Below are 22,427 nucleotides of genomic sequence, written 5' to 3' on the forward strand. Positions count from 1 at the left end.
TTATCCGGAAAGTTGGTTTTTCAGGCGATGCATACGGCGGCTGTCAATCACGTAGATGGCGGCGCAGGCATACAGCGTAACGGCGGTAAACAGGCCCATGCGGACGGCAAACGCGGTGTAAACATCTTTGCCGGTAGCGCTGTCCTGCACCGATTGGCCAAGCAGGATGATCATGGTGCTGGCGGTGTTGAGCCAGAAACTCGGTGACAGAGTGTTCTGCACCAGGCGGTATAGGCGACGGGCCAGCAGCAGGATGAAGAACAGCGTGAGAATAAAAAACATCCAGATGTGCGGCAGGATGCTCAGCAGCGTCCAGAACCCGATGGCTAGCAACCCGCCTAGCAGAGTCGAGCCGATTATCTCGCGGCCGGCATTGCGTGAACTGGTAATGCACACCTGCTGGCCCAAGTTGACTGACTTCATAATCAGCGGCATGTAGCTGGCCGGATCAATCAGGGCCATCAGAAACGATGGCATCACCACCAAGGCGGCGCGCAAGGCAATCCACTTGGCTTCATCGGGCGTCGATTTCGCCGGGGGAGTGGGGGCTGGCAGGCCTTTCGGCTCGGGGAACAGCCAGTGGCTGATCATCACCATAATGGTTGTGACCAGAACGCTCTTTATTAGCCCTTCGATGACCATCAGCGCCAATGCGAACGAGGTGGCGCCTGCGGCAGCGATCATCGTCAGGCCGATCACCACGAAGGTCGACAGCAGGTTATTGCCGCCGCGCAAGGCGTAGTGAAAACAGCCAAACAGGCTGAGGGCGATAACCAGCACACCGCTCAAGGGGTAATACTGCAGCAGCGGCGTTACCAGTAAGCCGCTGCTGGTCGTCAATGCCACCACAACAGCCAGCGCGATACCGCCCTTAAGCGGCAGTGGCTGGTTGCGCATGACCAGCAGAAACAGGGTTAACATGGGCGCCAGAAACGGCAGTGGCAGGGCCAGCGAAAAGCTCACGGCCAGCGACAGCGCTGTACCGACTGCGACGCGTAAAGCGCGCCGCGGACGTGGATCGACAGTTGTGCTGTTCATCAGTAAGCGTAGGAGAGCCAACTCATGAAACGCAGGAATGCGTGCCCGAGCAGGTTCAGCGGGTTGCCTTCCATTGGAAAGGCCATGACCTCGGCCTGACCGCCAACGCGCAAGCCTTCATAGTTGTCCAACTGGCCTTCATCTATTCCGACAATTACCGGGAAACGCTGGGCGGCGCGCAGCCAGTCGCGGCTATTCTGCACTGTCGGCAAGGCGCCTGGCGGAGTGCTCTGGCTGACGCTGACGCCGTAACCGATGCTGCGCACTTTGCCGCTCAATACGTGCCCGGGCATGGAGTCGAGCACGATGGAGACGGGCGTGCCGGTTTGCATATGGCCGAGGTTGTTCTCGGTCATGTCTGCGCTGATCCACACGTCATTCAGGGCGATCAGGGTCATTTGCGCGGCACCGGCGGCGGCAAACTGGCCGACATCGATGCGCAGGTCTGTGATCAAACCTGCCGAGTTGGCGTGCACTTCGGTCTTGCTCAGGTCGAGACGGGCTTTTTCGACCGCGCTGGCGGCGCTGCGCAGTTTGGCGTTGTCATCGCCGCTGCCGCCTTCCTGCTCGCGAGCGCGCTGGACTTCGGCACGTGCGGCGGCAACCTGACTGGTCGATTGCTCAAGCGTTGCGCGGGATATTTCCAGGCGGCGCAGAGAGATGGTTCCGGCGTCTTCGCGGTACAAACGCTCCAAACGGTCGCGGTCCTGTCGGGCTTTGAGTTCATTGGCCTGCGCGGCGCGCAACGAGGCCAGTGCCGAGTCGATGCCGGCAGTGCTCGCGCCGACTTGAGTGCGTACGTTGGCTTGATCGGCAAGAGCTCGGTCAAGGGCGATCTGGTAGGGCTGTGGGTCGATTTTGAACAGCAGCTGGCCTTTCTCGACCGTCTGGTTGTTGCGGATGGCCACTTGCGTAACACGTCCGGCAACTTCTGGCGCTACGGCAACGATATAAGCCTGCACCCGGGCTTGCTGGGTGTATGGCGTGAATCGATCGGCGAGCAAATACCAGATCAGGCTGACAATGATCAGCACGCCGACAATCAGTACGCCTTTACGGCTCGGATCTGGCGCCTTGGCGGCTGCAGGCTCGGTGGCGGGTTGCTCCGCGCGCTGTTGAGATTCAGTCATTGGCTTGGGCCTTATTGGAGGTGGGGCTGCTTTCATCCAGCAGATCGCCCCAGTCGGTGCGTTGCGACATTTGTTCGCGGGTGGCGTCATCTATCAGCGGTTGCTGGTTCTGCCAGCCGCCGCCGAGCGACTTGTACAGGCTGATCAGATTGCTCACAGCGGCGCTGCGGCTGAGCAGATAGCTGTCTTGCTGACTGGCCAGCGCCCGTTGTGCGTCGAGAACACGCTGGAAGTCGGAATAACCCTCGCGGTATTGCGCGGTGGCAAGCTCCAGTGAGCGTTCGGCAGCGGCGGCGGCGTCATGCAGAATGCGTTCGCGCTCGAGCGATTTGATCAGGCCGGTTGCGGCGTCGTCGGCCTCGCGAGCGGCTTGGCGCACGCTGTCGCGGTAGGCCACGATCAACTGCTGCAGGCGGGCGTCCTGCACACGCACGTTATTGCGCAGCAGGCCCTGATCAAAAATATTCCAGCTCAAGCTGGGACCGGCGCCCAGTGTCAGGCTGTCGGAGGCCGCGCTCAGCGAGCTTGCCGACCAGCCAATAGTGCCGAGCAGGGTCAGCGAGGGATACAGGTCGGTTTCGGCGACGCCAACCAGCGCCGACTGCGCAGCAACCTGCCACTGTGCGGCGCGAATATCCGGGCGACGTAGCAGCAGGTTCGCCGGTACTTCATTGATTGCGGCGCTATCGACCAGTGGAATCAAACCGGTCTGTTCGGCTAGCTCAGGTAGATCACTGGGCGGCCGGCCAATCAGTACGGCCAGTGCATTGCGCGTGCTGGCCACCTGCGCTTCGAAGTCGGGGATGCTGCTCAAGGTTCCCAGGTATTGGCTCTTGGCTTGTTGCAGGTCCAGCTCGGCGCTGTTGCCGCTTTTGAACAAGCGCTCCGTGATTTCATAGCTGCGCTTTTGCCGTTCGGCGTTGTCCCGGGCAATCCGCAGGCGAGCCTCGGCGGTGCGCAGGGCAAAGTAATTGGTGGCCACCTGCGCGCGGAGCAATACCAGTAAGTCCTGATAATTGGCCTGGGCGGCAAAATAGGCGGCGTTGGATGACTCGATGGCGCGACTGTAACGACCCCAGAAGTCCAGCTCCCAGCCAACATCGACACCGGCGCTGTATTGGGCGAAGTGACTGTCTTGCGGGTTGCTGCCGCCAGACTGATTGCGGTCTATGTAGAACGCATCTGCACTGGCGATTCGGGCCTGCGGCAGGCGACCCGCCTGAGCGATGCCCAGGCGCGCGCGTGATTCAAGAATGCTCAGGCCGGCAATGCGCAGGCTGGAGTTGTGCGCATCGGCCTCGCTGATAAGGCGGTCGAGCAACGGGTCGTCAAACGCCGACCACCATTGCACATTGGCGGCCTGCGGCTGATGGTCGGTGACCGCGCTGATTGACTGGCTGCTCCAGCCATCGACCCAGGGCTCGGTAGGCGATGTGAAATCAGGGCCAAGCTGGACACAGCCCGAGAGTACACAGCCATACAGCAGCGGCAGGGTAAATCGGGTGGGTCCAGTGAGCGCTGACTTGATGCGCTTACTGCGCATCCTGCTTAACGCTTTCGGCTTCAACAATCGTCGGCGTAGTCTGGCCAGCATCAATCCACTGCCAGAACAACTTGTAGCCGACGGCCAGCACAACCGGGCCAATGAACAGGCCGATGATGCCGCCTGCAAGCATGCCGCCCAATGCGCCGATCAGAATCACCGGCATCGGTACATCGACACCCCGGCCAAGCAACATTGGCTTGAGGATGTTATCCAGCAAGCCGCCGATAAAGGTGTAAATGGCGAAGATGATAGTGGCCAGCGAGGTGCCTTCGGTGAAGAACACAAAGGCGATTACCGGAATGGTCAGCAGAGGGACCGGCAACTGCATGATGCCCAGCAACAACACAACCATGGCCAGCAAGCCCGCGCCCGGAATACCCATCACCACGAAGCCTATGCCAATCACCACCATCTGAATGAAGGCAATACCAATCACGCCTTGCGCCACGGCACGAATGGTGGCGGTGCACAGGGTGATAAAGCTATGACTACGGTCTGGGCCGATAATACGGTCGGCAATGCGCACAGCGCTTCTGTGGCCGCTTTCGCCATAAGCCATCATGATGCCGGCAATGATCAGCGAACCGATGAAGACCAGAAAACCTGCGCCCACGCCGGCCAGCTTACTCAGTAAACCCAGAGTGAAACCTTTCAGGTGAGGGGCGAGGCTCTGCAGCACGCTGGTCAGATCCGACGCTGCATTGGCCCAAAAGCTATACAGCGATTTACCAATCAGCGGCCATTCTTCAACCGAAGCGGGCGGTGCGGGAATATGCACAGTGCCACTCTTCACCGTCTCGATGGCGGCTTGCACAGACTCGGTGAGTGATGTGCCAAGGAAGTACACCGGAACCAGCAGCACAGCAATTGCCAACACCACGAGCAAGGATGCGGCGCGACCATCATGGTTGCCCAAGCGCGCCTTGATCATTCCCTGCAGCGGATACAGTGTTACGCCCAGAATCAGCGCCCAGAGCATCATGCCCAGAAACGGATGGAAAACCTGATAGCAGCCGTAAACCAGAATGGCGATCAGCGCAGCGCGGATAAACGTATCCAGTAAGTTTCGCGAGAATTGCAGGTCTGGTGGCGGAGTGAGCGACATATGAGTTCCTTTCTAAGTGGCTGAGCAGGGGCCATACAACGTGAGATGAGCGCGTCTTTAAAGTAGACGATGAGAACAGTGTAGCCGTTGGTCAGAAATCCAGTGGCCCTCTGAGGCTATTTAAATGAGTTGCCAGATTTTTCGATAACAGGCAGATGCGTCCCGCCGTGCGAGAATAAGCCTATAAAAGATAGGGGATATTTCTGGCTGCCCATAGAGCCCGGCGCCTCATTGAAAGTTCAAATTATTGATCAATCAAAGGTGCTGCCCATTGTCGCAGGGTTTGTCGACTCAATGGGCGGAGGCCGGATTTAATTATGTGCAGGCGCATGCAGGCGTTGAATGGCCGCGAGCAGGGGGCTGGAGGGCTGCCTGGGTAAATTCGGGGCAAAAGAAAGGGCGCTATAAAGCGCCCTAAACGATGATCTATGGAGTAAGTCCACTATCTCTGAGTGGCTAACTCCATAAAAGGTTCACAGTCGGTTACTCAAAAGCCGACGAACGGTCATTAGCGGCTCGGTGTCAGCATCAAACGTTTATTGCCGTAGACCTTGTCGACGTTCTGCGATTTGAAAGGGAAACTCACATATCCGCCTTTGAGCCAGGCATCAATGCCGTCTGCATAGTGATCGCTTGCCGGGTTCCCGGACTGGCCGGAACTGTTGAGACCAATGAACGGCTCGTCGCGACCGAAGTCGACAATGATGCGCATGGCTGGAATCAGCCAGGTATCAAAATCCTGTCCCCAGCGGTACGCCGACACGTTCAGGGTGGTGTGGTCGCCACCGGCCGGATAAGGGCCGCGGTCCAGATAACTCTTGATCGAGTTGATATTGGCGCGCTGGCTGGCGCTCATGTTCGGCGCCATTTTGCTCGCATCGCTCAGCCACTGGTATTGGTGCAGTTTGCCCCACTGCCAGTTGCTGCGATTACTGCCCAGTGCGCTTTCCAGCGAGGTAACAGATGCGGCGAGGCTGCGCGCCAGAATCTGTGGCTTGGTCTCTTTTTGCGTGGTGCTGATGTCATCCCAGAACGGGCTGTCATCGCGGCCGAGCAGGTGATCCGCCTGAGCCGAGTAGGAACTGTTGGCGGTCTCGACCAGCGCCGTCCAGGCCGGGCTGTTCAAGGGGCCGAGTTGATCGAGGAATATCTGCCTGGCACTTTCTTGCAGGAAACTCTCGTAAAGCGCTGCATCAGCGGAGGTGGCAGTCAGGTTGCCATCAAACGCCAGAAGGCTCTTCAGTGCTTGCGCAGCTTTACTGCGCTCGGCCGCTGGCAATGCAGATATCGCACCTTGCAGCGACTCGGCCAAGCCGGGGGCGGTGAACATCGCCTGCAATTTAGCGACGAAGTTGGACTTCTGGTCGTATTGCATGCGGATCATGCTTTGCGTGTCGTGCTTGCCGCTCGCCGCCATTTCAGCCATGCGCTCGGCACGCTCGGGGTAATACCAGGAGTTGGACAACTGCATGCCGTAACCGCGTGGCACTGTGCGCTGGTTGGCGGTGCCCAGCCAGCCTTGCGGCGGATCCTGATCGTATGGATGCAGCATCGGTTCGGCGAAACCGTCCCACTCATACTGGCTGTTCCAGCCCGGCGAGGGAATCAGCCCCTGGCCCGCAAGGCGGTTGGGGAAGCGACCGGTGACTTGCCAGCCAATGTGCTGGGCATCGGCGAACACCATGTTCAGCGGGGTGGCGCGGATTTCGCGGGCAGCCTCGAAGGCTTGATCGACGTTCTGCGCCCGCGACAAGTCGAAGAAGGCATCAAGGCTCTTGTCCGCTTCGAACTGTGTGGTTTTCAGCGCCAAGCCATAACCCGACTGAACCTGCAGGGGCTGCAGCGGATTTTTCCGTTCGCCCAGAACCGAGTTCAACAGTACGCCGTGGCGGGTTTCGTAAATGGTTTCACGAATCGGCCGCTCACCCTTGATAAAGAAGGTTTCCTTGCGCTCCTGCGCTTGCACCCATTTACCGTCCGCGAGGTAGGACAAACCGCTGCCCTGGCGTTTTATCTGTTCGAGGAACAGATCCTGATTGTCGCCCATGACCATGGTCATGCCCCAGCCGAGCGAGCCATTGAAGCCGGCGACAACCGTTGGGATACCGGCGATGGAAACGCCGGCGACCTTGTATTTTGGCGCGTTGATCTGCACAAAATTCCAGGCCGAGGGCAGGGCGATAGGTAAGTGGGTGTCGTTGGCCAGCAAGCTTTTGCCGCTGCGGCTGTTCTGCGGCGCAATCGCCCAGTTGTTGGAGGCTGCGACGCTGAGCATGTGCTGTTGGGCAAATTGCCCGGCGGCATTCTCAACCGCAGCCAACCCGGCAATTTGGCCATTTAGCTTGAGGCCTTTGAGTTTCTCGGCCTCGGCAAACGGCAGCGGCTCGTCCGGATAGGTTGGCAGCAGCCAGGCGAGCTGATCGCTGCCGACTTTCTGCGCCATGATCAGCGCGGCGACTTCTTCCTGCAGATTCACCGCCAGGCCGAAGTTCATCAGGCTGAAAATCAGCGCAGAGTCTTCCGGTTTCCAATAAGCCGGACGGTAGCCAGATTCGGCCAGATCCATCGGCAAATTGTCGCGGTAGCGGTACAGGTAGGCGTTCACACCCCGGGCGTAAACCTCAAAGAACTTCTTAAGGCGCGGCGAGGCTTCTTTATAAAGCGTGTCGGCACTTTTGCGCAGATTCACAGCACGCATCAAACGGTCTGTTTCCAATGCGCCGGGGCCGACCATTTCTGCCAGCCGACCTTCTGCCATCAAGCGCATGCCGACCATTTGGCTGAGGCGGTCGCTGGCGTGTACGTAACCCATCGTGAACAGCGCGTCGTGGAAGGTGTTGGTCTCGATGAGGGGCATGCCCAACGCGTTACGCCTGACCACTGCATTTTGCGCCAGCCCTTTGATGGCAAAGGTGCCGTGGTCTGGCGCAACACTGTCGCCGTAGCGACTGTCGAGAAACGATTGGCAACCGCTGAGGGTGATGGCGCCGATAAGAGTGGCGCCAAGGCCAAAACCAGTGGTGGGACGAAACACGCGCGATTGCATGCAACGGACTCCTTGCAGAACGCAGGATAATAAGTTTATTGGGAGCAAAGCCTAGCAGTGATGCCGGGCAGACGATGCAAAGACTGGACCGCGCGGTGGGCGTTTGAGTTCAGTCTTCAGGCCTTTGGCTATGTAGCGTTCGGTGGATGCGTAAGGTAGTGAGCGGCGAGGCGCCTGACAAGCGTTGTTGCAGATTGTCAGACGCTGTTCTCACGCGGCGCTTAAACCCTCGTCCAGCAACCAGCGTGCAGCTGTGCGGGCTGCTGCCTTGTGTTGCAGCTCATGGGCGGAGAAATCCTTCTCATGCTGACGCCGTTGCTCTTTGCTCAGGGCTTTCCAGCCAGCATGTGTCGGCACATGCTCGGTGGCGGCAAACAGCGTCTGGAACACCTGACACCGCGCATCATTGCTGAGGCCGAGATCATAGTTGTCGAGCAGCACCTTGATGCGGATCGCACCCTCAATCAGCGGCAATTGCTCATCGAGCAGGCTGCTGGCAAGCACACGCAAATCATCCCTGAGGCGAATGTGCTGGGCGTCATTTGCTGCTTTTTGCTGCTGCTGGCGCAGCCAGACCCGGCGCCACAAGTGCAGGGCGTAAGCCGCCAGCGCCAGAACAACGGCAGTTCCGGCGAGCAGCAACAACAGGTTGGTTGTACTCATGCGCGGATCAGGCGCCGTGGCACTTTTTGAACTTCTTCTGGCTGCCGCATGGGCAAGGGTCGTTACGGCCGACATCTTTCAGCGCGTTGCGCACAGGTTCCTGATGGGCGTGGCCGCAGTTCGGGCCGTGCACATGGCCGTGATCATGATCGTGGTGATCGTGATCATGGTTGCAGTCAGGGCCGTGGACGTGAGGTTGTTGGGTCATGCAAAACTACTCCGGGATGAAATCTCCGGGAATTATCTCGCCATCTCGCGACAGATGCACGCTGCGGCCGAATAATAAACCGGTTTTTACTTCACCCGAGAAACTGTACTTAATTGCCTCGTCCGGGCTTTCGAGCATTTTCACGATCTGCCGCACGTGGCGCCACAGGTTGGTGCGCACCGGAACCTTGAAGGTTTGCGTGCCATTGGCAGGAACCGTGAACCAGACATCAGATTCGCCTTCCGCCAGCTTTATATCGTTGAGGAACACCGAATAATCGAGGCCGCGCACTGGCAAGCTGACATCGTTGGGGTTATTGATACTGAAACGCAGGACAAACTGCTGTTCGAGCAATTTGGCTTTGACTACGTCAACCTTGACCAGGCGAATCTCCGGGTCTTTAAAGTTGCCGGTCATCCATGTGGAACAGCCGCCCAGGCCTGCGAGCAAGCCAAATAGCGCGAGTAGGCTGAAGATTCTTATAGTTTTGGCCTGAAATGACATTTCATACTCCGTAAGACGCCCCAGTGTAACAAGCAACTGCTCGGCTGCAAGATGTTGTGAGGTTAAAAAAACTTACGTCATACTGAAGTATGACAAGGACAGGAGTGTGACGATGCTGCGTTTTGAAATTGCTTTTGCCGGGCAACTGGTACCGGGCGCGGACCCTGTGAAGGTAAAGGCCAACCTGGCCAAGCTGTTTCAGGCCGATGAACAGCGGATTGCCTTGTTGTTTTCCGGGCGACGCATCGTGATCAAAACCGGTCTCGACGCCCCGACGGCAGAAAAATACCGCGCTACTATCGAACGCGCTGGCGCGGTTGTCGAAGTGGCCGAAGTCGCTGCAACAGAACAAGGTGCTGCTGTACGAAGTGCGGCAGGCGTACCTGTGGCAGGCAACCCTGCGGCAGGCACCCACGCGCCAGAATCCCCTGGTTCAGAACCCCCAGCAGAAGCCGCTCCGCAATCCTCCCCAACAGCATCCGCTGCCGATACCGGCGCACCGCAAACGACTGCCGCATCCGGCAAGCGATTATTGCCGCGCGACGAGTACATGGCAGCTTTCAGTGAAGTAGACGCGCCGGACTTCGACATTGCCCCAGTGGGCGCCGATCTGCTGGAAGAGAAAGCCGAAGTGGCCGAGCTTCCGTTGGACTTGTCCGAGTTCAGCCTGGCTCCGGTTGGCAGCGACATGGGTCAGCAGAAAGCCCCGCCAGCGGCTCCGGCGCCTGATACGTCACACATCAACTTGCAGCCTTAAATATCCACAGCAGCGCCGTTAGCTGGTGCATGATGCGCACTCAAATGAAGGGTGCGCAGCACTTCTTGAACTTTTGCCCACTGCTGCAGGGACACGGGTCGTTGCGACCGGCCTTGAGTTCAACAGTCGGGTCGATGAAATACCATTTTTCGCCAACCTGAACGAACGCTGAGCGCTCGCGGTGGCTGTGTTCGCCCGTGTTGTCATGCCAGCGCACATTGAACGTGACGAACGCATGTTCAGGTTGCCCGCCCAGCACCTCGTTCGACTCAACCTCCAAACCCAGCCAAGTGCTGCTCAAGCTCCAGTCGCTAATGGACTGGCGATCAAGCTGCGCCTGCTGGGCGGGCAGGGTGGTCGCGATCAAATAGTCAATTTGTCCCAATACATAAGCGCTGTAGCGCGATCGCATGAGCAGCAATGCGCTGGGCGCTGCGGTGCCTGAGTGAAAGTGGCCGCAACATTCATTCAGTGAACTGCCGCTTCCGCATGGGCAGGCTGGGCTTGCGTTCATAGGCTTACCACCAGTACTTGCCGAAATTTTCAGGATTAGCCCAGAACTTGGCATTGAGCCAGTCCGGTACCTGTTTGTAGTCGAGTAAGTCGTAGGTAAACAGGGTCAGCGTTTGCGAGTCGCGTTGAAATTGCTCGCTGGCCTGCATTGCCAGCGAAAACATGTCGGTCTCTTGCCATTCGCTTGCATCAAGGTCGACCATCACCGCCATTCGACTGGCATTGAGGTTGCGAATGCCGCCCAACAGCTCTAAGCCCTGACGTTTGCTCAGGTGTTCGAGACAATCGACGACCAGGGCCAGATCAAAGCGCTGTCCGGCAATGTCGCTTGGCAATGGCACAGTTTGGGTGTGGCAAATCTGGCAGTCGGGATGAGCTTCGCTGAAAGCGGTAACTGCTGGCAGTTCGCTGGCGCCGATCAGAAGCAGGCGTTTCGGGCTGTAGCGCTCTAATAGCGCGGCGATCGCCTGTAACGGCGAGCGCGAAGATGGGCTCAGTGTCATGCAGAAACCTCGAAGTTATTGGCAAAGACTACCCCGAGGCCGACTTTTGTCCTATAGCTGAATGTTATGCACATCTGTGTAAATCCGATCTTGTGGAATTTAGAGCTGGCGTCTTTAATCCATATATCGGTTTTTGGCCGATTAATAACAGGAGACTTTGTCTATGAGCATCACAAGGAAAGCAGTACCCCTGATTTTGGCCTCAACATTGCTGACAGGCTGCGCAGGGATTCAAAAATCAGATTGGCCAACTTGCGCCATTGTCGGTGGTATCGGCGGTGCAGGTTTGGGTGCGATTGAAAGCTCTGCATGGGCTGGTGGCGGCGCCGCAGTGGGCGCTGGTCTGGCTGCAGCGTATTGCTGGGTGCATGGCGCGGTTCCTCCAGAGCCGGTGGTTGAAGAAGTTGTTGTTGTCGAAGAAGAACCAGTTGCTGAAGCTGTTCGCGTTGAATTGGACGTTAAGTTCGATTTCGACAAGGCTCAGGTTAAAGAAGAAAGCTATGGCGACATCAAGAACCTGGCTGACTTCATGACTCAGTTCCCACAAACCTCTACCGTTGTAGAAGGTCACACTGACTCGGTGGGTACCGATGCTTACAACCAGAAGCTGTCTGAGCGCCGCGCAAGCGCTGTTCGTGACGTGCTGGTTCAACAGTATGGCGTGGGCGCAACCCGTGTTGATTCGGTGGGTTACGGTGAAAGCCGTCCAGTTGCGGATAACGCGACTGCCGAAGGCCGCGCAATCAACCGTCGTGTAGAAGCTGCAGTGGAAGCTCAGCCTTAAGCGACGTTAGACAGGTTCTTGGCAGTTTATGCACTGCCAAGGGCCGTTTGTAGACTGCGAGTCTCAGAAAAAATGTCTGCATGATGTCTGCCGCAGACTTGCTCACAGGTACTCGGCGTAAGTCGGGTACCTGTGGGATTCCTTGCGAGTGGTTGCACATCGTACGGCGCAGGCTCGATCACAATCTAATCCAGCTATTTTCAAAGCACCGCCAATTGGCGGTTTTTTGTGTGGGCGTAGAAATGTTGTTCGTTTCACGCTGCAACTGACGATGACAGTCTGTTTGATATGTGACGTGATTGGCAAATTTGCGAATTAGTCATCATTCAATCTTCTGACGAATTATCTGGCTGCTCGCGTCGGTGTGGGAGGCTTTCCCCGGCAGTACGAAAGCGGTTAATGTGCGGGCAAATAACTAGCGGTGGGGGCATCAATGAAAGTGCTTATGGGGCTTGGAAAACTCCTGACTGTGGCCTTTTGGGCAGTCGTTGCAGGTAATTGGCTGCAGCCGGTTGCGCAACCTTTTGCCGATTTGCTCAATTTCGCCGGTGGCTTTGTACTGCTCCTGCACATCCTGGAGTTGCGCTGGTTCAGCGCACGCATCAAGAACACTGCCGCGTCCTTTGCTGCACGCTTGCAGGTTCTTTTGTTCGGCGTTTTTCATGCATTGACGCTCCCTCCAGCACCCGTAACAGCGCCCGCGGCCGCGACCGCCGCTGAGGCAGCAACGCCAGTTCCAGTTGAGCCTGAAACGCGAGCCGTGGCAGACACCGCCGACTCCCAGCATGCAGAGGCTGAGCCGCAGCAACTGGCGTTGTCGATTGAGCCTGAGTTGGAGCCCAAACATGCGTAGCGCACTGTTTTTACTGGCGCTGGCCAGCCCGCTGGCATCGGCGCAGGCGCTGATTCATGTCGCCGCCAATTCGATGCTGCAGTTGGCGCCCAGCGCTCAGGTGCTGGAAATCAAGCGGCTGCATATTGGCGAGCACGCCACCTTGATGGTGCCGGCGAGCGTGACCGAGGTGCGCGTCAGCGAGCTGCTGCTTGAGCCCGAGGGGCGCATTGCGATTGCTGCCAGCCTGCAACCGTTCTATCTGCATGTGCTGCAGGGCGAGATCGCCACGGGCGCGCAAATCACCGCTCGCGGTGCACCTGGCACAGCGTTAAAACCGGCGATTGCCGGGCGTACGTTAACCGTGCGACTTGAGCGCGTGGTGACGCAATCTTTGCTGATTGATGCGCGTGGTGGCACCGGCTCTCCCGGCTTCAATGGCCTGCATGGTGCCAATGGGAAACCGGGCGGTTGTCTCTGGGGGCAGTCGCTGAGCGGCGCTGACGGTGGTGATGGCAGTGATGGCCAAACCGGCGCGGCCGGCGGCAAGGTTCGTATCGAAGTGCCGCAGGATTTCCCTGCCGAGCATATCCTCACCCGCCTTGAAGGCGGTTCTGGCGGCAGAGCCGGCGAAGCTGGGCAGGGCGGCGCCAAGGCGATGGATGAGGGATGCTGGATTTACAGCGCGCAAGGTGCCAAGGGTGGCCAAACGGGCCGTTCCGGACAAGCCGGCTTGCCGGGCCCGGATGGCTCGATGGATCTGGTGCGCTTCTGATCAGTTGACCGGCAAGTGCTGCGCTTGCCGGTTCGGCTTTAAAAGCTTGGGCGAATAGCGGCGATGCTGACGACCAGCAGGCCCAGAATCAGATTGATGCCCACCACTTTTCGAATCCGCGCCAGCGCGGCGCCGGCTTCGCTCCAGTTCTGTTCGGCAATCGTCTTACGCAGTTCTGGTAGTTGCAGCAGCTGAATGCGCAGGAACAGCGCCAGCATGGCAATGAACAGACCCATCATGATTTGCACGTATTGCGGCGCAGTATCAAAGCCCGCGAAACGCATATGCAGCATGCCCATGCCGCCAATCGGTAAAATCAGCACCGCCGCCCAGACCCAGAGAAAGAACCGGCGAAATACTTCCTGCCACAACTGCAGGCGTTCCGGCGCTGCCAACACCCCGGCAGCAGCGGGGCGCAGAATCATCCAGGCGAAAAACATACCGCCCACCCAGACCATCGCGGCCAGCACATGTAATGCATAGAGCGCTGAATAAGCGGTCATTTGTAGCTCCTGTGTACAGCTCAAGTTGCAAAAAAAACCTACTGTTGGGCGGCTCGATTTGCACGCAGCCCAGCACTGGATCAATTAGCGCGCTATGATAGCGGCCGTTTACCGACACTGAAAATTTATCCAGCCTTTTGCGCTCAGATCATCATGCTTAGTACCGAACTCAAAACCCAAATTCAGGGCGCCTATAGCCGTTTCCTTGAGGCTAAGTCGTTGAAGCCTCGTTACGGCCAGCGTTTGATGATTGCCGAAATAGCCAAAGTGCTAGGCACCATCAAGACCGATGACGAAGGCAAGCGCAGCAGCGACGCGGCAGTTGTGGCGGTAGAGGCGGGCACGGGTACGGGTAAAACCGTGGCTTATTGTCTGGCGGCCATTCCCACTGCAAAGGCGGCGGGCAAGCGGCTGGTTATTGCCACCGCAACGGTGGCGCTGCAAGAGCAGATCGTGCACAAAGATTTGCCGGATCTGATGCGTAACAGCGGGCTCAATTTCTCTTTCGCCCTGGCCAAGGGCCGTGGCCGTTATCTGTGTTTGTCGAAACTCGATTTGCTGTTGCAGGAAGGCGATGCGCAAAGTGCGACCGCGCAGTTGTTCGAGGAAGAAGGCTTCAAGATTGATGTGGATGAGCAAAGCCAGAAGCTCTTCACGTCGATGATCGAGAAGCTTGCGGGCAACAAGTGGGACGGTGATCGTGACAGTTGGCCGCAAGAGCTGGCTGATAATGACTGGGCGCGCCTGACTACCGATCACAGCCAGTGCACCAACCGTCATTGTCCGAATTTTCAGCAGTGTGCCTTTTACAAGGCGCGTGAAGGCATGGGCAAGGTTGACGTGATTGTCACCAACCACGACATGGTTCTCGCGGACCTCGCGTTGGGCGGTGGTGCGGTGCTGCCTGATCCGCGTGAAACCCTTTACGTGTTCGACGAAGGCCATCATTTGCCAGACAAGGCAATCGGTCACTTCGCCCACTTCACTCGTTTGCGCTCTACCGCTGACTGGCTGGAGCAGAGTGCCAAGAACCTCACCAAGTTGCTGGCTCAGCACCCTTTGCCGGGTGATCTGGGTCGCTTGATCGAGCAAGTGCCAGAACTGGCCCGCGAGATCAAAACCCAGCAGCAGTTCATGTTTAACGCCTGTGAGCAGGTCGCAGACTTCAAGCCGGTTGAAGACATGGAAGGCCGCGAGCGGCCGCGCCATCGGTTTGTCGGCGGCATGGTTCCCGAGCATCTGGTTGAGCTGGGCGTTGAGCTGAAGAAAGGCTTCTCCAAGCTAACCGAGTTATACACCGGCGTTACCGAGCATCTTAAAGAGGCTATGGACGGTGAGGCCAAGATTGGCATTGCCAGCCATCAGGCCGAAGAGTGGTATCCGTTGTTTGGCAGTTTGCTCGCCCGCGCTCAGGGCAATTGGGAGTTGTGGCTGGCATTTACCGCCGATGACCCCGAAGACAGCCCGCCCATGGCGCGTTGGCTGACGCTGGCTGAAAGTGGCGCCTTGTTCGATATCGAGGTCAATGCCAGCCCGATTCTGGCTGCCGAAACCTTGCGTCGCAGCCTGTGGAACGTGGCATATGGCGCGTTGGTGACCTCTGCCACGCTGACCGCGCTGGGTACATTTGATCGCTATCGCATGCGTGCCGGTCTGCCCAAGGTGGCGGTCACCGCAGTTGTGCCCAGCCCGTTCCATCACAGTGATGCTGGTGTGCTCAAAGTACCGGATCTCAAGGCTGATCCGCGCGATGCCACTGCGCACACTGCCGCGATTATTCGTGATCTGCCTTCTTTGGTGGAAGGTTCGCGCGGCACGCTGGTGCTGTTCTCGTCGCGTAAGCAGATGCAGGACGTATTCGACGGGCTGGAGCGGGACTGGCGCAAGCGCGTGTTCATTCAGGGTAACTTGTCCAAACAAGAGACCCTCAACAAGCACAAGGCTCGTGTTGATAGCGGTGAAGACAGCGTGCTGTTCGGGCTGGCAAGTTTCGCTGAAGGCGTCGACTTGCCGGGGGCGTATTGTGAGCACGTGGTTATCGCAAAAATTCCGTTTGCGGTGCCAGATGATCCGGTGGAAGCAGCGCTGGCGGAGTGGATCGAGGCGCGCGGAGGTAATCCATTCATGGAAATCGCCGTACCAGATGCCTCATTGCGCCTGGTTCAGGCCTGCGGACGCCTGCTGCGTACAGAACAGGATCGTGGCACCATCACGTTATTGGATCGGCGCGTTGTCACTCAGCGCTACGGCAAGGCCATTCTCAATGCGCTGCCGCCATTTCGCCGTGAAATAAGTTAAGTAATCCTCTCCATTCGGTTGTCCATTTGCTTGGCCTGGTGTCTTGGGCAGGTCACTCTGAGGGCGGTAAAAATGCGTTTGATGTTGTTAGTGGTTACCTGGCTGTGTTCGGCGTCGGCGATTGCCGCTCTGGATGGGCAGCAGCCGTTGTATAGCTTCATTAGCCCAACCGATGCGTTGCGAGTGGAAAGCGCCGGGGCGAACTTTGCCCAGTCTCAGGCTGAAGAAGCAGCCGGTGGAGAGATTCTGCGGCGGGTGGTCTTCGCCCCTGAAAAACAACCGAGTCTGCACCTGCAACCCGCCAGCGGTCACTGGGACTGGTCAAAGGCTTCCAGCCTGACGCTGCGCGTGCAGAATGCGATGGATTGGGCGCTGACCCTCAACGTGCGCATTGAAAGCACCGATGGCAAGGTGCTCGTTACCCGCCTTGCGTTGCCTGCAGGGCCTGCGCAAACCTTGGTGGTGCCATTGCATGCGGATTCACCGCGCGCACATGGCATGCGGGCTGCGCCGCCGATGCCGTGGAAGTACTCCGGCCATTCAGTGCTGTTGGCGACTCAAGTTGAGGGTGAACTCGATTCAAGCCAGATCAATAAAGTCACCCTGTTTATGGATCAACCAGATTCGCCGCAGAGCATCATGCTTGGGCGTGCTGGTCTGATGACAGACGACAAGGTTGAGCAAGCGGCCTACACCGCCATAGTCGATGAGTTTGGCCAATACACGCGCGCCGATTGGCCGGGCAAGATCAAAAAGGCTGAGGAGTTGCAGGCTGCCGCCGCCAAGGAGCAGGAGCAACTCAAGCAATGGCTGGGTGAGCCGCATACGGTGGATCAGTTTGGCGGCCTGCTTAACGGGCCGGAGCTGACGTCATCCGGGTATTTTCACACCGAGAAAAAAGCGGGTCGCTGGTATCTGGTCACACCAGAAGGGCATGCATTCTTCTCCTTGGGCGTTAACGCTGTGACCCCGGACCAGAGCCAGACCTACATCGAAAATCGCGAGCAGATGTTTGCAAAACTGCCTGAACAGGGTGAACCCTTAAACCGCTATTACGGCACCGCTGATTCGCGATCCGATACCGGCGCCAATAAAGGCCGCGCCTTTGCACAAGGGCGTTGGTTCGACTTCTATCAGGCGAACCTTGAGCGCACTTACGCCACGGCACAATGCCAGAAGGCGAAGCCGGCAGAGCAAGCTGCGCAGCCGCCAGCAACGACGCCGGCCTGCCCGCAAGGCCTGGATGATAAACGCTGGGCGGCTCACACACTTGATCGTCTCAAGGGCTGGGGCTTCAACACGGTTGGCAACTGGAGCCATACAGCGTTGGGCGCTGCGCAAAGAATGGCCTACACCGTGCCGCTTTCTATCAGCGGCGATTATCAGACCATCAGCACCGGTGACGATTGGTGGGGCGGCATGCCGGACCCGTTCGATCCGCGTTTTGCCATGGCCACCGAACGCGCTGTCGCAATTGCCGCCCGTGACCATCGCAATGATCCCTGGGTCTTGGGCTATTTCGCCGATAACGAACTGGCCTGGGCGCATTCGGTCGCTGGCCCCAAAGGGCGGTACGCGCTGGCTTACAACACCCTGCGGGCGACCACCGATGTACCGGCCAAGCGCGCATTTCTCAAGCAATTGCGCGATAAGTACCGCAATCAGCAAGGCCTCTCTAAAGCCTGGGGCATCGAGTTACCGGCCTGGGAGTTGATGGAAGACCCGGGTTTCGAAGCCCCCTTGCCGAGTGAACAGTACCCGGCCATTGAAGCCGACCTGCAAAACTTTCAGAAGCTGTTTGCCGAGACTTACTTCAAGACCATCGCCGACTCTTTGAAGTGGCACGCGCCGAATCACATGTTGCTGGGCGGACGATTTGCTATCAGCACGCCGGAGGCCGTTGCGGCCTGCGCCAAATACTGCGATGTACTCAGCTTCAATATTTACGCGCCTGAACCGCAGCAGGGCTACGACTTCAAGGTACTTGCGGCGCTCGACAAGCCGGTGATGATCACCGAGTTCCACTTTGGCTCGAATGACCGCGGGCCATTCTGGGCCGGGGTCAATAGTGTCTATAAAGAGCAGGAGCGGGCGCCGGCCTACGCGCACTTTATGCAGCGCGCCTTTGCCGAGCCGGTAATCGTCGGTGCGCACTGGTTCCAATACCTGGATCAGCCAGTAACCGGGCGCTTGCTCGACGGTGAAAACGGCCATTTGGGATTGGTGGCGATCACCGACCGTCCCTTTGCAGGCTTTGTTGACGCAGTGCGCAAAACCAACTGGCAGCTATACAAACAGCTGGAAACGCCGGACGCCCGGTCTGCCGATGACCAATAATCCTGTAGGCTGTTTCCAATTGGGTCAAAGTCAGGCAAACGATTTAAGGACGTCGCATGCAAATTCAGGGTTATTTCGATCTCAAATTTGAAGCATTGAAAGATGCTTTCGCGGAACTGTTCGACAACACGCAGGAACGCGGCGGTGCCCTGTGTGTGCAGATCGAAGGTGAAACGGTTATCGATATCTGGGCTGGCGTCGCTGATAAAGACGGCCAGCAGGCCTGGCACTCAGACACCATTGCCAATCTGTTTTCCTGCACCAAAACCTTCACCGCTGTAACGGCCCTGCAGTTGGTTGCGGAAGGCAAATTGCAACTCGATACCCCGGTTGCGCGCTACTGGCCGGAATTTGCAGCCGCCGGCAAGGAGCACATCACCTTGCGCCACCTGCTCAGTCATCAGGCGGGTTTGCCGGCCCTGCGCGAGATGTTGCCCGCTGAAGCCCTCTATGACTGGAGCGCGATGACCAGCGCATTGGCAGCCGAGCAGCCGTGGTGGCCATTGGGGGATGGCCATGGTTATGCCCCCATTACTTACGGCTGGCTTGTGGGCGAATTAATCCGCCGTGTTGATGGGCGCGGGCCTGGTGAGTCGATAGTTGCGAGAATCAGCCAACCGCTCGGTCTCGACTTTCATGTCGGCTTGGCTGACAGCGAGTTTGACCGGGTCGCCACCATCACGCGTGGCAAAGGCAATATGGGCGATGCCGCCGCGCAACGCCTGTTGAAGGTGATGATGACCGAGCCTAATGCATTAACCACGCGGGCCTTTGCCAATCCACCCTCAATCATGACCAGTACCAACAAGCCCGAGTGGCGACGCATGCAACAACCCGCGGCGAATGGGCATGGCAACGCGCGAAGTTTGGCCGGTTTTTACAGTGGATTACTTGATGGCAGCTTGCTTGAACCTGAAATGCTTGCTGAACTGACCCGTGAGCACGCGGTAGGTGAGGATAAGACCCTGCTGACTTCAACGCGTTTCGGGTTGGGCTGCATGCTGGATCAACCGGCTGTAGCAAACGCCACGTATGGTATGGGGGCTTCAGCGTTTGGACACCCCGGTGCAGGCGGCTCCATAGGCTTTGCAGACCCACAAAGTGGGGTTGCTTTTGGTTTTGTTGTAAATAATCTAGGGCCGTTCGTCTTAATGGACCCACGAGCGCAAAAACTTGCTGCAGTGTTAGCTGAATGTCTGGCGTGACCTCAGCTAAACTGCGCGCTAACGTGAACCTGTCGTCTGTTAGCGCTTACTACCGATAACAAACTTACTGCTTTAGGTGTGGATACCAATGATTATCAAAAAGTTTATTCCTGTTGCACTGTCTTTGCTGGTGACTGGCTGTGCCGGGATGAAGATGCCGGATTTGTCTTCAATGTTTACCCCCGCGCCTGAAAAGCCAACCATGCCGACCCCTAAAGTGGCTAAAGCCTGGCTGGATGATTACGAACCGAAAGTGCGTGAAGCGGTTAAAGGCAGTAAGTTTGAGGTAGAGCGTCAGGGTGCTGTGTTGGTGGTAACGGCGCCGGTCGACAGCTCTTTCAACCCTGATCGTCCAAGCATGCTGATGCCATCATCCTTGGGTCCAATCACCCGGGTTGCCAAGTTGCTCGAAACCGATCCTGATATGGCTGTTCTGGTGCTGGGTCACGCCGACAGCACCGGTAAGCTGGAGTTGAACCGCACCCTGAGCCAGGAACGTGCGCGTGCCTTTACCTCGATTTTCCGCATGAGCGGCCTGCGCAGTGACCGTCTGATGGTTAAAGGCATGGGCCCGGACATGCCACGCGCAGCCAACGACAGTGTGGCTGGTCGTGCGTTGAACCGTCGCGTCGAGATGGTTTTGACCGCCAAGGAAACCATGGCGGCACTGGTTGCCAAATACAATCAGCCGATCACGCCGGAAAACGTTCAGGTTGTGGCTAAAACCACGCCTACCACGCCAGCTAAGCCCTGAATGTATTGAGCAATGCACTGCAAACGGCAGTGCATTGCGACAGATCATGCCAGCGTAGCGGCGCTCGGGTAAGCTAGGCCTTCTTCTTTTTGGAGGCTCTGGCAATGACCCATACGCTGGCGGATATGCGCCGTGACTATACCCGCGATGGTTTGAGCGAAGAAAACGCTCCACTTGAACCACTCAGCTTGTTCGAGCAGTGGTTTGCGGATGCGCTGAAAACTGAACAACCCCCCGTAGAACCCAACGCAATGACCCTTGCCACAGTTGATGCGCAAGGTCGTCCGCATTGCCGTGTCTTGCTGCTTAAAGGGCTGGATGCCAGCGGCTTTACCTTCTTTACCAACTACGAAAGCGCCAAGGGTGAGCAACTCGCTGCGCGGCCTTATGCTGCCATGACATTTTTCTGGCCGGCACTGGAGCGCCAAGTGCGCATAGAAGGGCAGGTCGAGCGCGTCAGCCCGGCCGATTCCGATGCCTATTTTCAGGTACGGCCAATGGGCAGTCGTCTTGGCGCCTGGGCTTCACCACAAAGCCGGGTCATCAAGGATCGGGCCGAACTTGAGTCACTGTTGGAAAATATTCAGCTGCAATTTGCCGACAAGGCCCCGCATTGTCCTCCGCACTGGGGTGGCTATCGCCTGCTGCCCGAGCGGATCGAGTTCTGGCAGGGGCGCGCCAGTCGCTTGCATGACCGGCTCAACTATCGTCTGCAAGATGGCCAATGGGCGCGTGAGCGACTGGCGCCCTGAATGCCCATCGCCACGCTGTCGCGCTCATAGTCAGTCACCGTAATCAGGATATTCCATGCTCGAACTTGATTTGCCTTTGGCGCAGCACATTGTTGATCGCGCCATGGCGATCGTGCCTTACAACATCAATGTGATGGACGCCCAAGGCATGATCATCGGCAGTGGTGATCCGCAGCGGCTGCATACGCGTCACGAAGGTGCGCAGTTGGTGTTGGCCAACCGGCGGATGGTTGAAGTTGATGAACAGGCCGCAGCCTGTTTGCGCGGCGTCAGGCCGGGCGTCAACGTACCGCTGGTGCAGGGCGATCAGCTAATTGGCGTGCTGGGCATTACCGGAGAGCCAGCTATCGTCCGGCCCTATGCCGAGCTGCTGCGCATGGCCGCAGAAATGCTGGTTGAGCAGCGCCAGTTGCATGCCGAGCGGGATTGGCAGCGTCATCAGCTGGAGGCGTGGTTGCGCCACTTGTTTGACCCGCAAGTAAGCCTGCCCAGCCTGCAGGTTGAGGCCGACCGGCTGCAACTGAGCTTGCACTGGCCAAGCCAGGTCTGTGTACTTGAGCTCAACGCCACGCATCAGGTCGCAGCGGGGCAGGCGCGAATTCTCACGGCGTTACGCAGCATCAGTGATTGCCTGTGCGCGCCGTTGTCTGCAACCGAGGTCCTTTGGTGCCGGCCGTACAGTGCCCGGCGCGATGACCGTGCGTGGTTGGCGCAGGCCGATGAGCGCGAGTGGGGCGTTGCGCGCCTGCTGGTCAGTGATCCGGTAAGCAATCTGGATGAGTTGCGTCAGGCAAGTCAGGCGCTGCAGGCGCTAAAGGCTTTCAGCGCTGAACAATTGCCCGGCCAGCGCTTGTTGGAGTTGTCTGAACACCGATTGGCCACACTGCTGCATTCGCAGCGCAACAGTTGGCTGCTCAAAGGCTGGCTACAGCCACTGCAGCAATTGCAGGCGCAGGATCGCACAGGTGTTTTGATGACTACGCTGAGTGTGTGGTGCCGCCATGATGGCCAGGCGCAGGTGTGTGCGCAGGCGCTGGGGATTCATCGCAATACCTTGCGTTACCGCCTTGAGCGGATCGCGGAGTTGAGCGGAATCGAGCTTGCTCGTTTCGATCAACGGCTACAGTTATCGTTGGGGTTGGGGCTACTGACACCGCAAGGCTGATTACGGGCG

19 protein-coding genes and 2 pseudogenes are annotated in these 22,427 nt (G+C 58.0%); 10 read left to right on the forward strand and 11 right to left on the reverse strand.

Annotated features, from left to right (window positions below):
- The 8 genes from FEZ62_RS17025 to FEZ62_RS17060 form a co-directional block, all read right to left on the reverse strand.
- On the reverse strand, positions 1 to 1,038 hold the full coding sequence (locus FEZ62_RS17025; protein WP_172929134.1) for a DUF2955 domain-containing protein: 1,038 nt from the start codon (positions 1,036 to 1,038) through the stop codon (positions 1 to 3).
- On the reverse strand, positions 1,038 to 2,168 hold the full coding sequence (locus FEZ62_RS17030) for an HlyD family secretion protein (RefSeq protein ID WP_172929136.1): 1,131 nt from the start codon (positions 2,166 to 2,168) through the stop codon (positions 1,038 to 1,040). Before FEZ62_RS17030 ends, FEZ62_RS17025 begins: the two co-directional genes overlap by 1 nt.
- A complete protein-coding gene (locus tag FEZ62_RS17035; protein ID WP_150547306.1) occupies positions 2,161 to 3,711 on the reverse strand; it encodes a TolC family protein in 1,551 nt (516 codons plus the stop codon). The genes FEZ62_RS17030 and FEZ62_RS17035 overlap by 8 nt, the downstream gene beginning before the upstream one ends.
- Positions 3,701 to 4,819 (reverse strand): AI-2E family transporter, encoded by a 1,119-nt coding sequence (locus FEZ62_RS17040; RefSeq protein WP_150547305.1) that lies wholly within the window; start codon positions 4,817 to 4,819, stop codon positions 3,701 to 3,703. Before FEZ62_RS17040 ends, FEZ62_RS17035 begins: the two co-directional genes overlap by 11 nt.
- Before the next feature lie 508 nt (positions 4,820 to 5,327).
- The gene (locus FEZ62_RS17045) at positions 5,328 to 7,865 is read right to left on the reverse strand and encodes a penicillin acylase family protein (RefSeq protein ID WP_172929137.1); all 2,538 of its coding nucleotides are present in this window, start codon (positions 7,863 to 7,865) and stop codon (positions 5,328 to 5,330) included.
- A 210-nt stretch (positions 7,866 to 8,075) separates the two neighbouring features.
- Positions 8,076 to 8,528: a DUF2489 domain-containing protein gene (locus tag FEZ62_RS17050; RefSeq protein WP_172929139.1), complete on the reverse strand. Its 453-nt coding sequence runs from the start codon at positions 8,526 to 8,528 to the stop codon at positions 8,076 to 8,078.
- A 7-nt stretch (positions 8,529 to 8,535) separates the two neighbouring features.
- The gene (locus FEZ62_RS17055; protein ID WP_069899317.1) at positions 8,536 to 8,736 is read right to left on the reverse strand and encodes an SEC-C metal-binding domain-containing protein; all 201 of its coding nucleotides are present in this window, start codon (positions 8,734 to 8,736) and stop codon (positions 8,536 to 8,538) included.
- Positions 8,737 to 8,742: 6 nt separating this feature from the next.
- Positions 8,743 to 9,240 carry an LEA type 2 family protein gene (locus tag FEZ62_RS17060; RefSeq protein WP_069899316.1) on the reverse strand — a complete coding sequence of 166 codons (498 nt, stop codon included), beginning with the start codon at positions 9,238 to 9,240 and terminating at the stop codon, positions 8,743 to 8,745.
- 112 nt (positions 9,241 to 9,352) lie between these two features.
- Between FEZ62_RS17060 and FEZ62_RS17065 the strand changes: the two genes are divergently transcribed.
- Complete coding sequence (locus tag FEZ62_RS17065) at positions 9,353 to 9,997, forward strand: hypothetical protein (protein WP_172929141.1); 645 nt, start codon at positions 9,353 to 9,355, stop codon at positions 9,995 to 9,997.
- A gap of 40 nt (positions 9,998 to 10,037) precedes the next feature.
- Here the strand turns inward: FEZ62_RS17065 and FEZ62_RS17070 are convergent, their stop codons facing one another.
- Positions 10,038 to 10,511, reverse strand: a complete 474-nt coding sequence (locus FEZ62_RS17070) for a YchJ family protein (protein WP_172929143.1) — start codon at positions 10,509 to 10,511, stop codon at positions 10,038 to 10,040.
- Positions 10,512 to 10,515: 4 nt separating this feature from the next.
- Positions 10,516 to 11,013 (reverse strand): DUF6231 family protein, encoded by a 498-nt coding sequence (locus FEZ62_RS17075; RefSeq protein ID WP_172929145.1) that lies wholly within the window; start codon positions 11,011 to 11,013, stop codon positions 10,516 to 10,518.
- Positions 11,014 to 11,440: 427 nt separating this feature from the next.
- Between FEZ62_RS17075 and FEZ62_RS20765 the strand changes: the two are divergent.
- From FEZ62_RS20765 to FEZ62_RS17090, 3 genes and pseudogenes are all read left to right on the forward strand, one after another.
- Positions 11,441 to 11,797, forward strand: a pseudogene (locus FEZ62_RS20765) (OmpA family protein); the annotation flags it as partial.
- 433 nt (positions 11,798 to 12,230) lie between these two features.
- Positions 12,231 to 12,476: pseudogene (locus FEZ62_RS20770) on the forward strand (DUF1145 domain-containing protein); the annotation flags it as partial.
- A 166-nt stretch (positions 12,477 to 12,642) separates the two neighbouring features.
- The gene (locus tag FEZ62_RS17090; RefSeq protein WP_172929151.1) at positions 12,643 to 13,404 is read left to right on the forward strand and encodes a collagen-like protein; all 762 of its coding nucleotides are present in this window, start codon (positions 12,643 to 12,645) and stop codon (positions 13,402 to 13,404) included.
- A 38-nt stretch (positions 13,405 to 13,442) separates the two neighbouring features.
- Here the strand turns inward: FEZ62_RS17090 and FEZ62_RS17095 are convergent, their stop codons facing one another.
- The gene (locus FEZ62_RS17095; RefSeq protein ID WP_090508722.1) at positions 13,443 to 13,907 is read right to left on the reverse strand and encodes a CopD family protein; all 465 of its coding nucleotides are present in this window, start codon (positions 13,905 to 13,907) and stop codon (positions 13,443 to 13,445) included.
- Positions 13,908 to 14,060: 153 nt separating this feature from the next.
- Between FEZ62_RS17095 and dinG the strand changes: the two genes are divergently transcribed.
- From dinG to FEZ62_RS17125, 6 genes are all read left to right on the forward strand, one after another.
- Positions 14,061 to 16,205, forward strand: a complete 2,145-nt coding sequence (dinG, locus tag FEZ62_RS17100; RefSeq protein ID WP_172929153.1) for an ATP-dependent DNA helicase DinG — start codon at positions 14,061 to 14,063, stop codon at positions 16,203 to 16,205.
- An 81-nt stretch (positions 16,206 to 16,286) separates the two neighbouring features.
- On the forward strand, positions 16,287 to 18,542 hold the full coding sequence (locus tag FEZ62_RS17105) for a beta-agarase (RefSeq protein ID WP_242454988.1): 2,256 nt from the start codon (positions 16,287 to 16,289) through the stop codon (positions 18,540 to 18,542).
- Between the two features lie 56 nt (positions 18,543 to 18,598).
- Entirely contained in the window at positions 18,599 to 19,747 is a 1,149-nt protein-coding gene (locus FEZ62_RS17110; protein WP_172929157.1) for a serine hydrolase domain-containing protein, read from the forward strand.
- A gap of 172 nt (positions 19,748 to 19,919) precedes the next feature.
- Positions 19,920 to 20,501, forward strand: a complete 582-nt coding sequence (locus FEZ62_RS17115; RefSeq protein ID WP_239655604.1) for an OmpA family protein — start codon at positions 19,920 to 19,922, stop codon at positions 20,499 to 20,501.
- Positions 20,502 to 20,605: 104 nt separating this feature from the next.
- Positions 20,606 to 21,253, forward strand: a complete 648-nt coding sequence (gene pdxH / locus FEZ62_RS17120) for a pyridoxamine 5'-phosphate oxidase (RefSeq protein WP_172929159.1) — start codon at positions 20,606 to 20,608, stop codon at positions 21,251 to 21,253.
- A 55-nt stretch (positions 21,254 to 21,308) separates the two neighbouring features.
- Positions 21,309 to 22,418 (forward strand): sugar diacid recognition domain-containing protein, encoded by a 1,110-nt coding sequence (locus FEZ62_RS17125; protein WP_090508717.1) that lies wholly within the window; start codon positions 21,309 to 21,311, stop codon positions 22,416 to 22,418.
- Positions 22,419 to 22,427 lie beyond the last annotated feature (9 nt).

This window comes from Pseudomonas sp. MS19 (assembly GCF_013277615.1).
GTDB classification, from domain to species: domain Bacteria; phylum Pseudomonadota; class Gammaproteobacteria; order Pseudomonadales; family Pseudomonadaceae; genus Aquipseudomonas; species Aquipseudomonas marincola.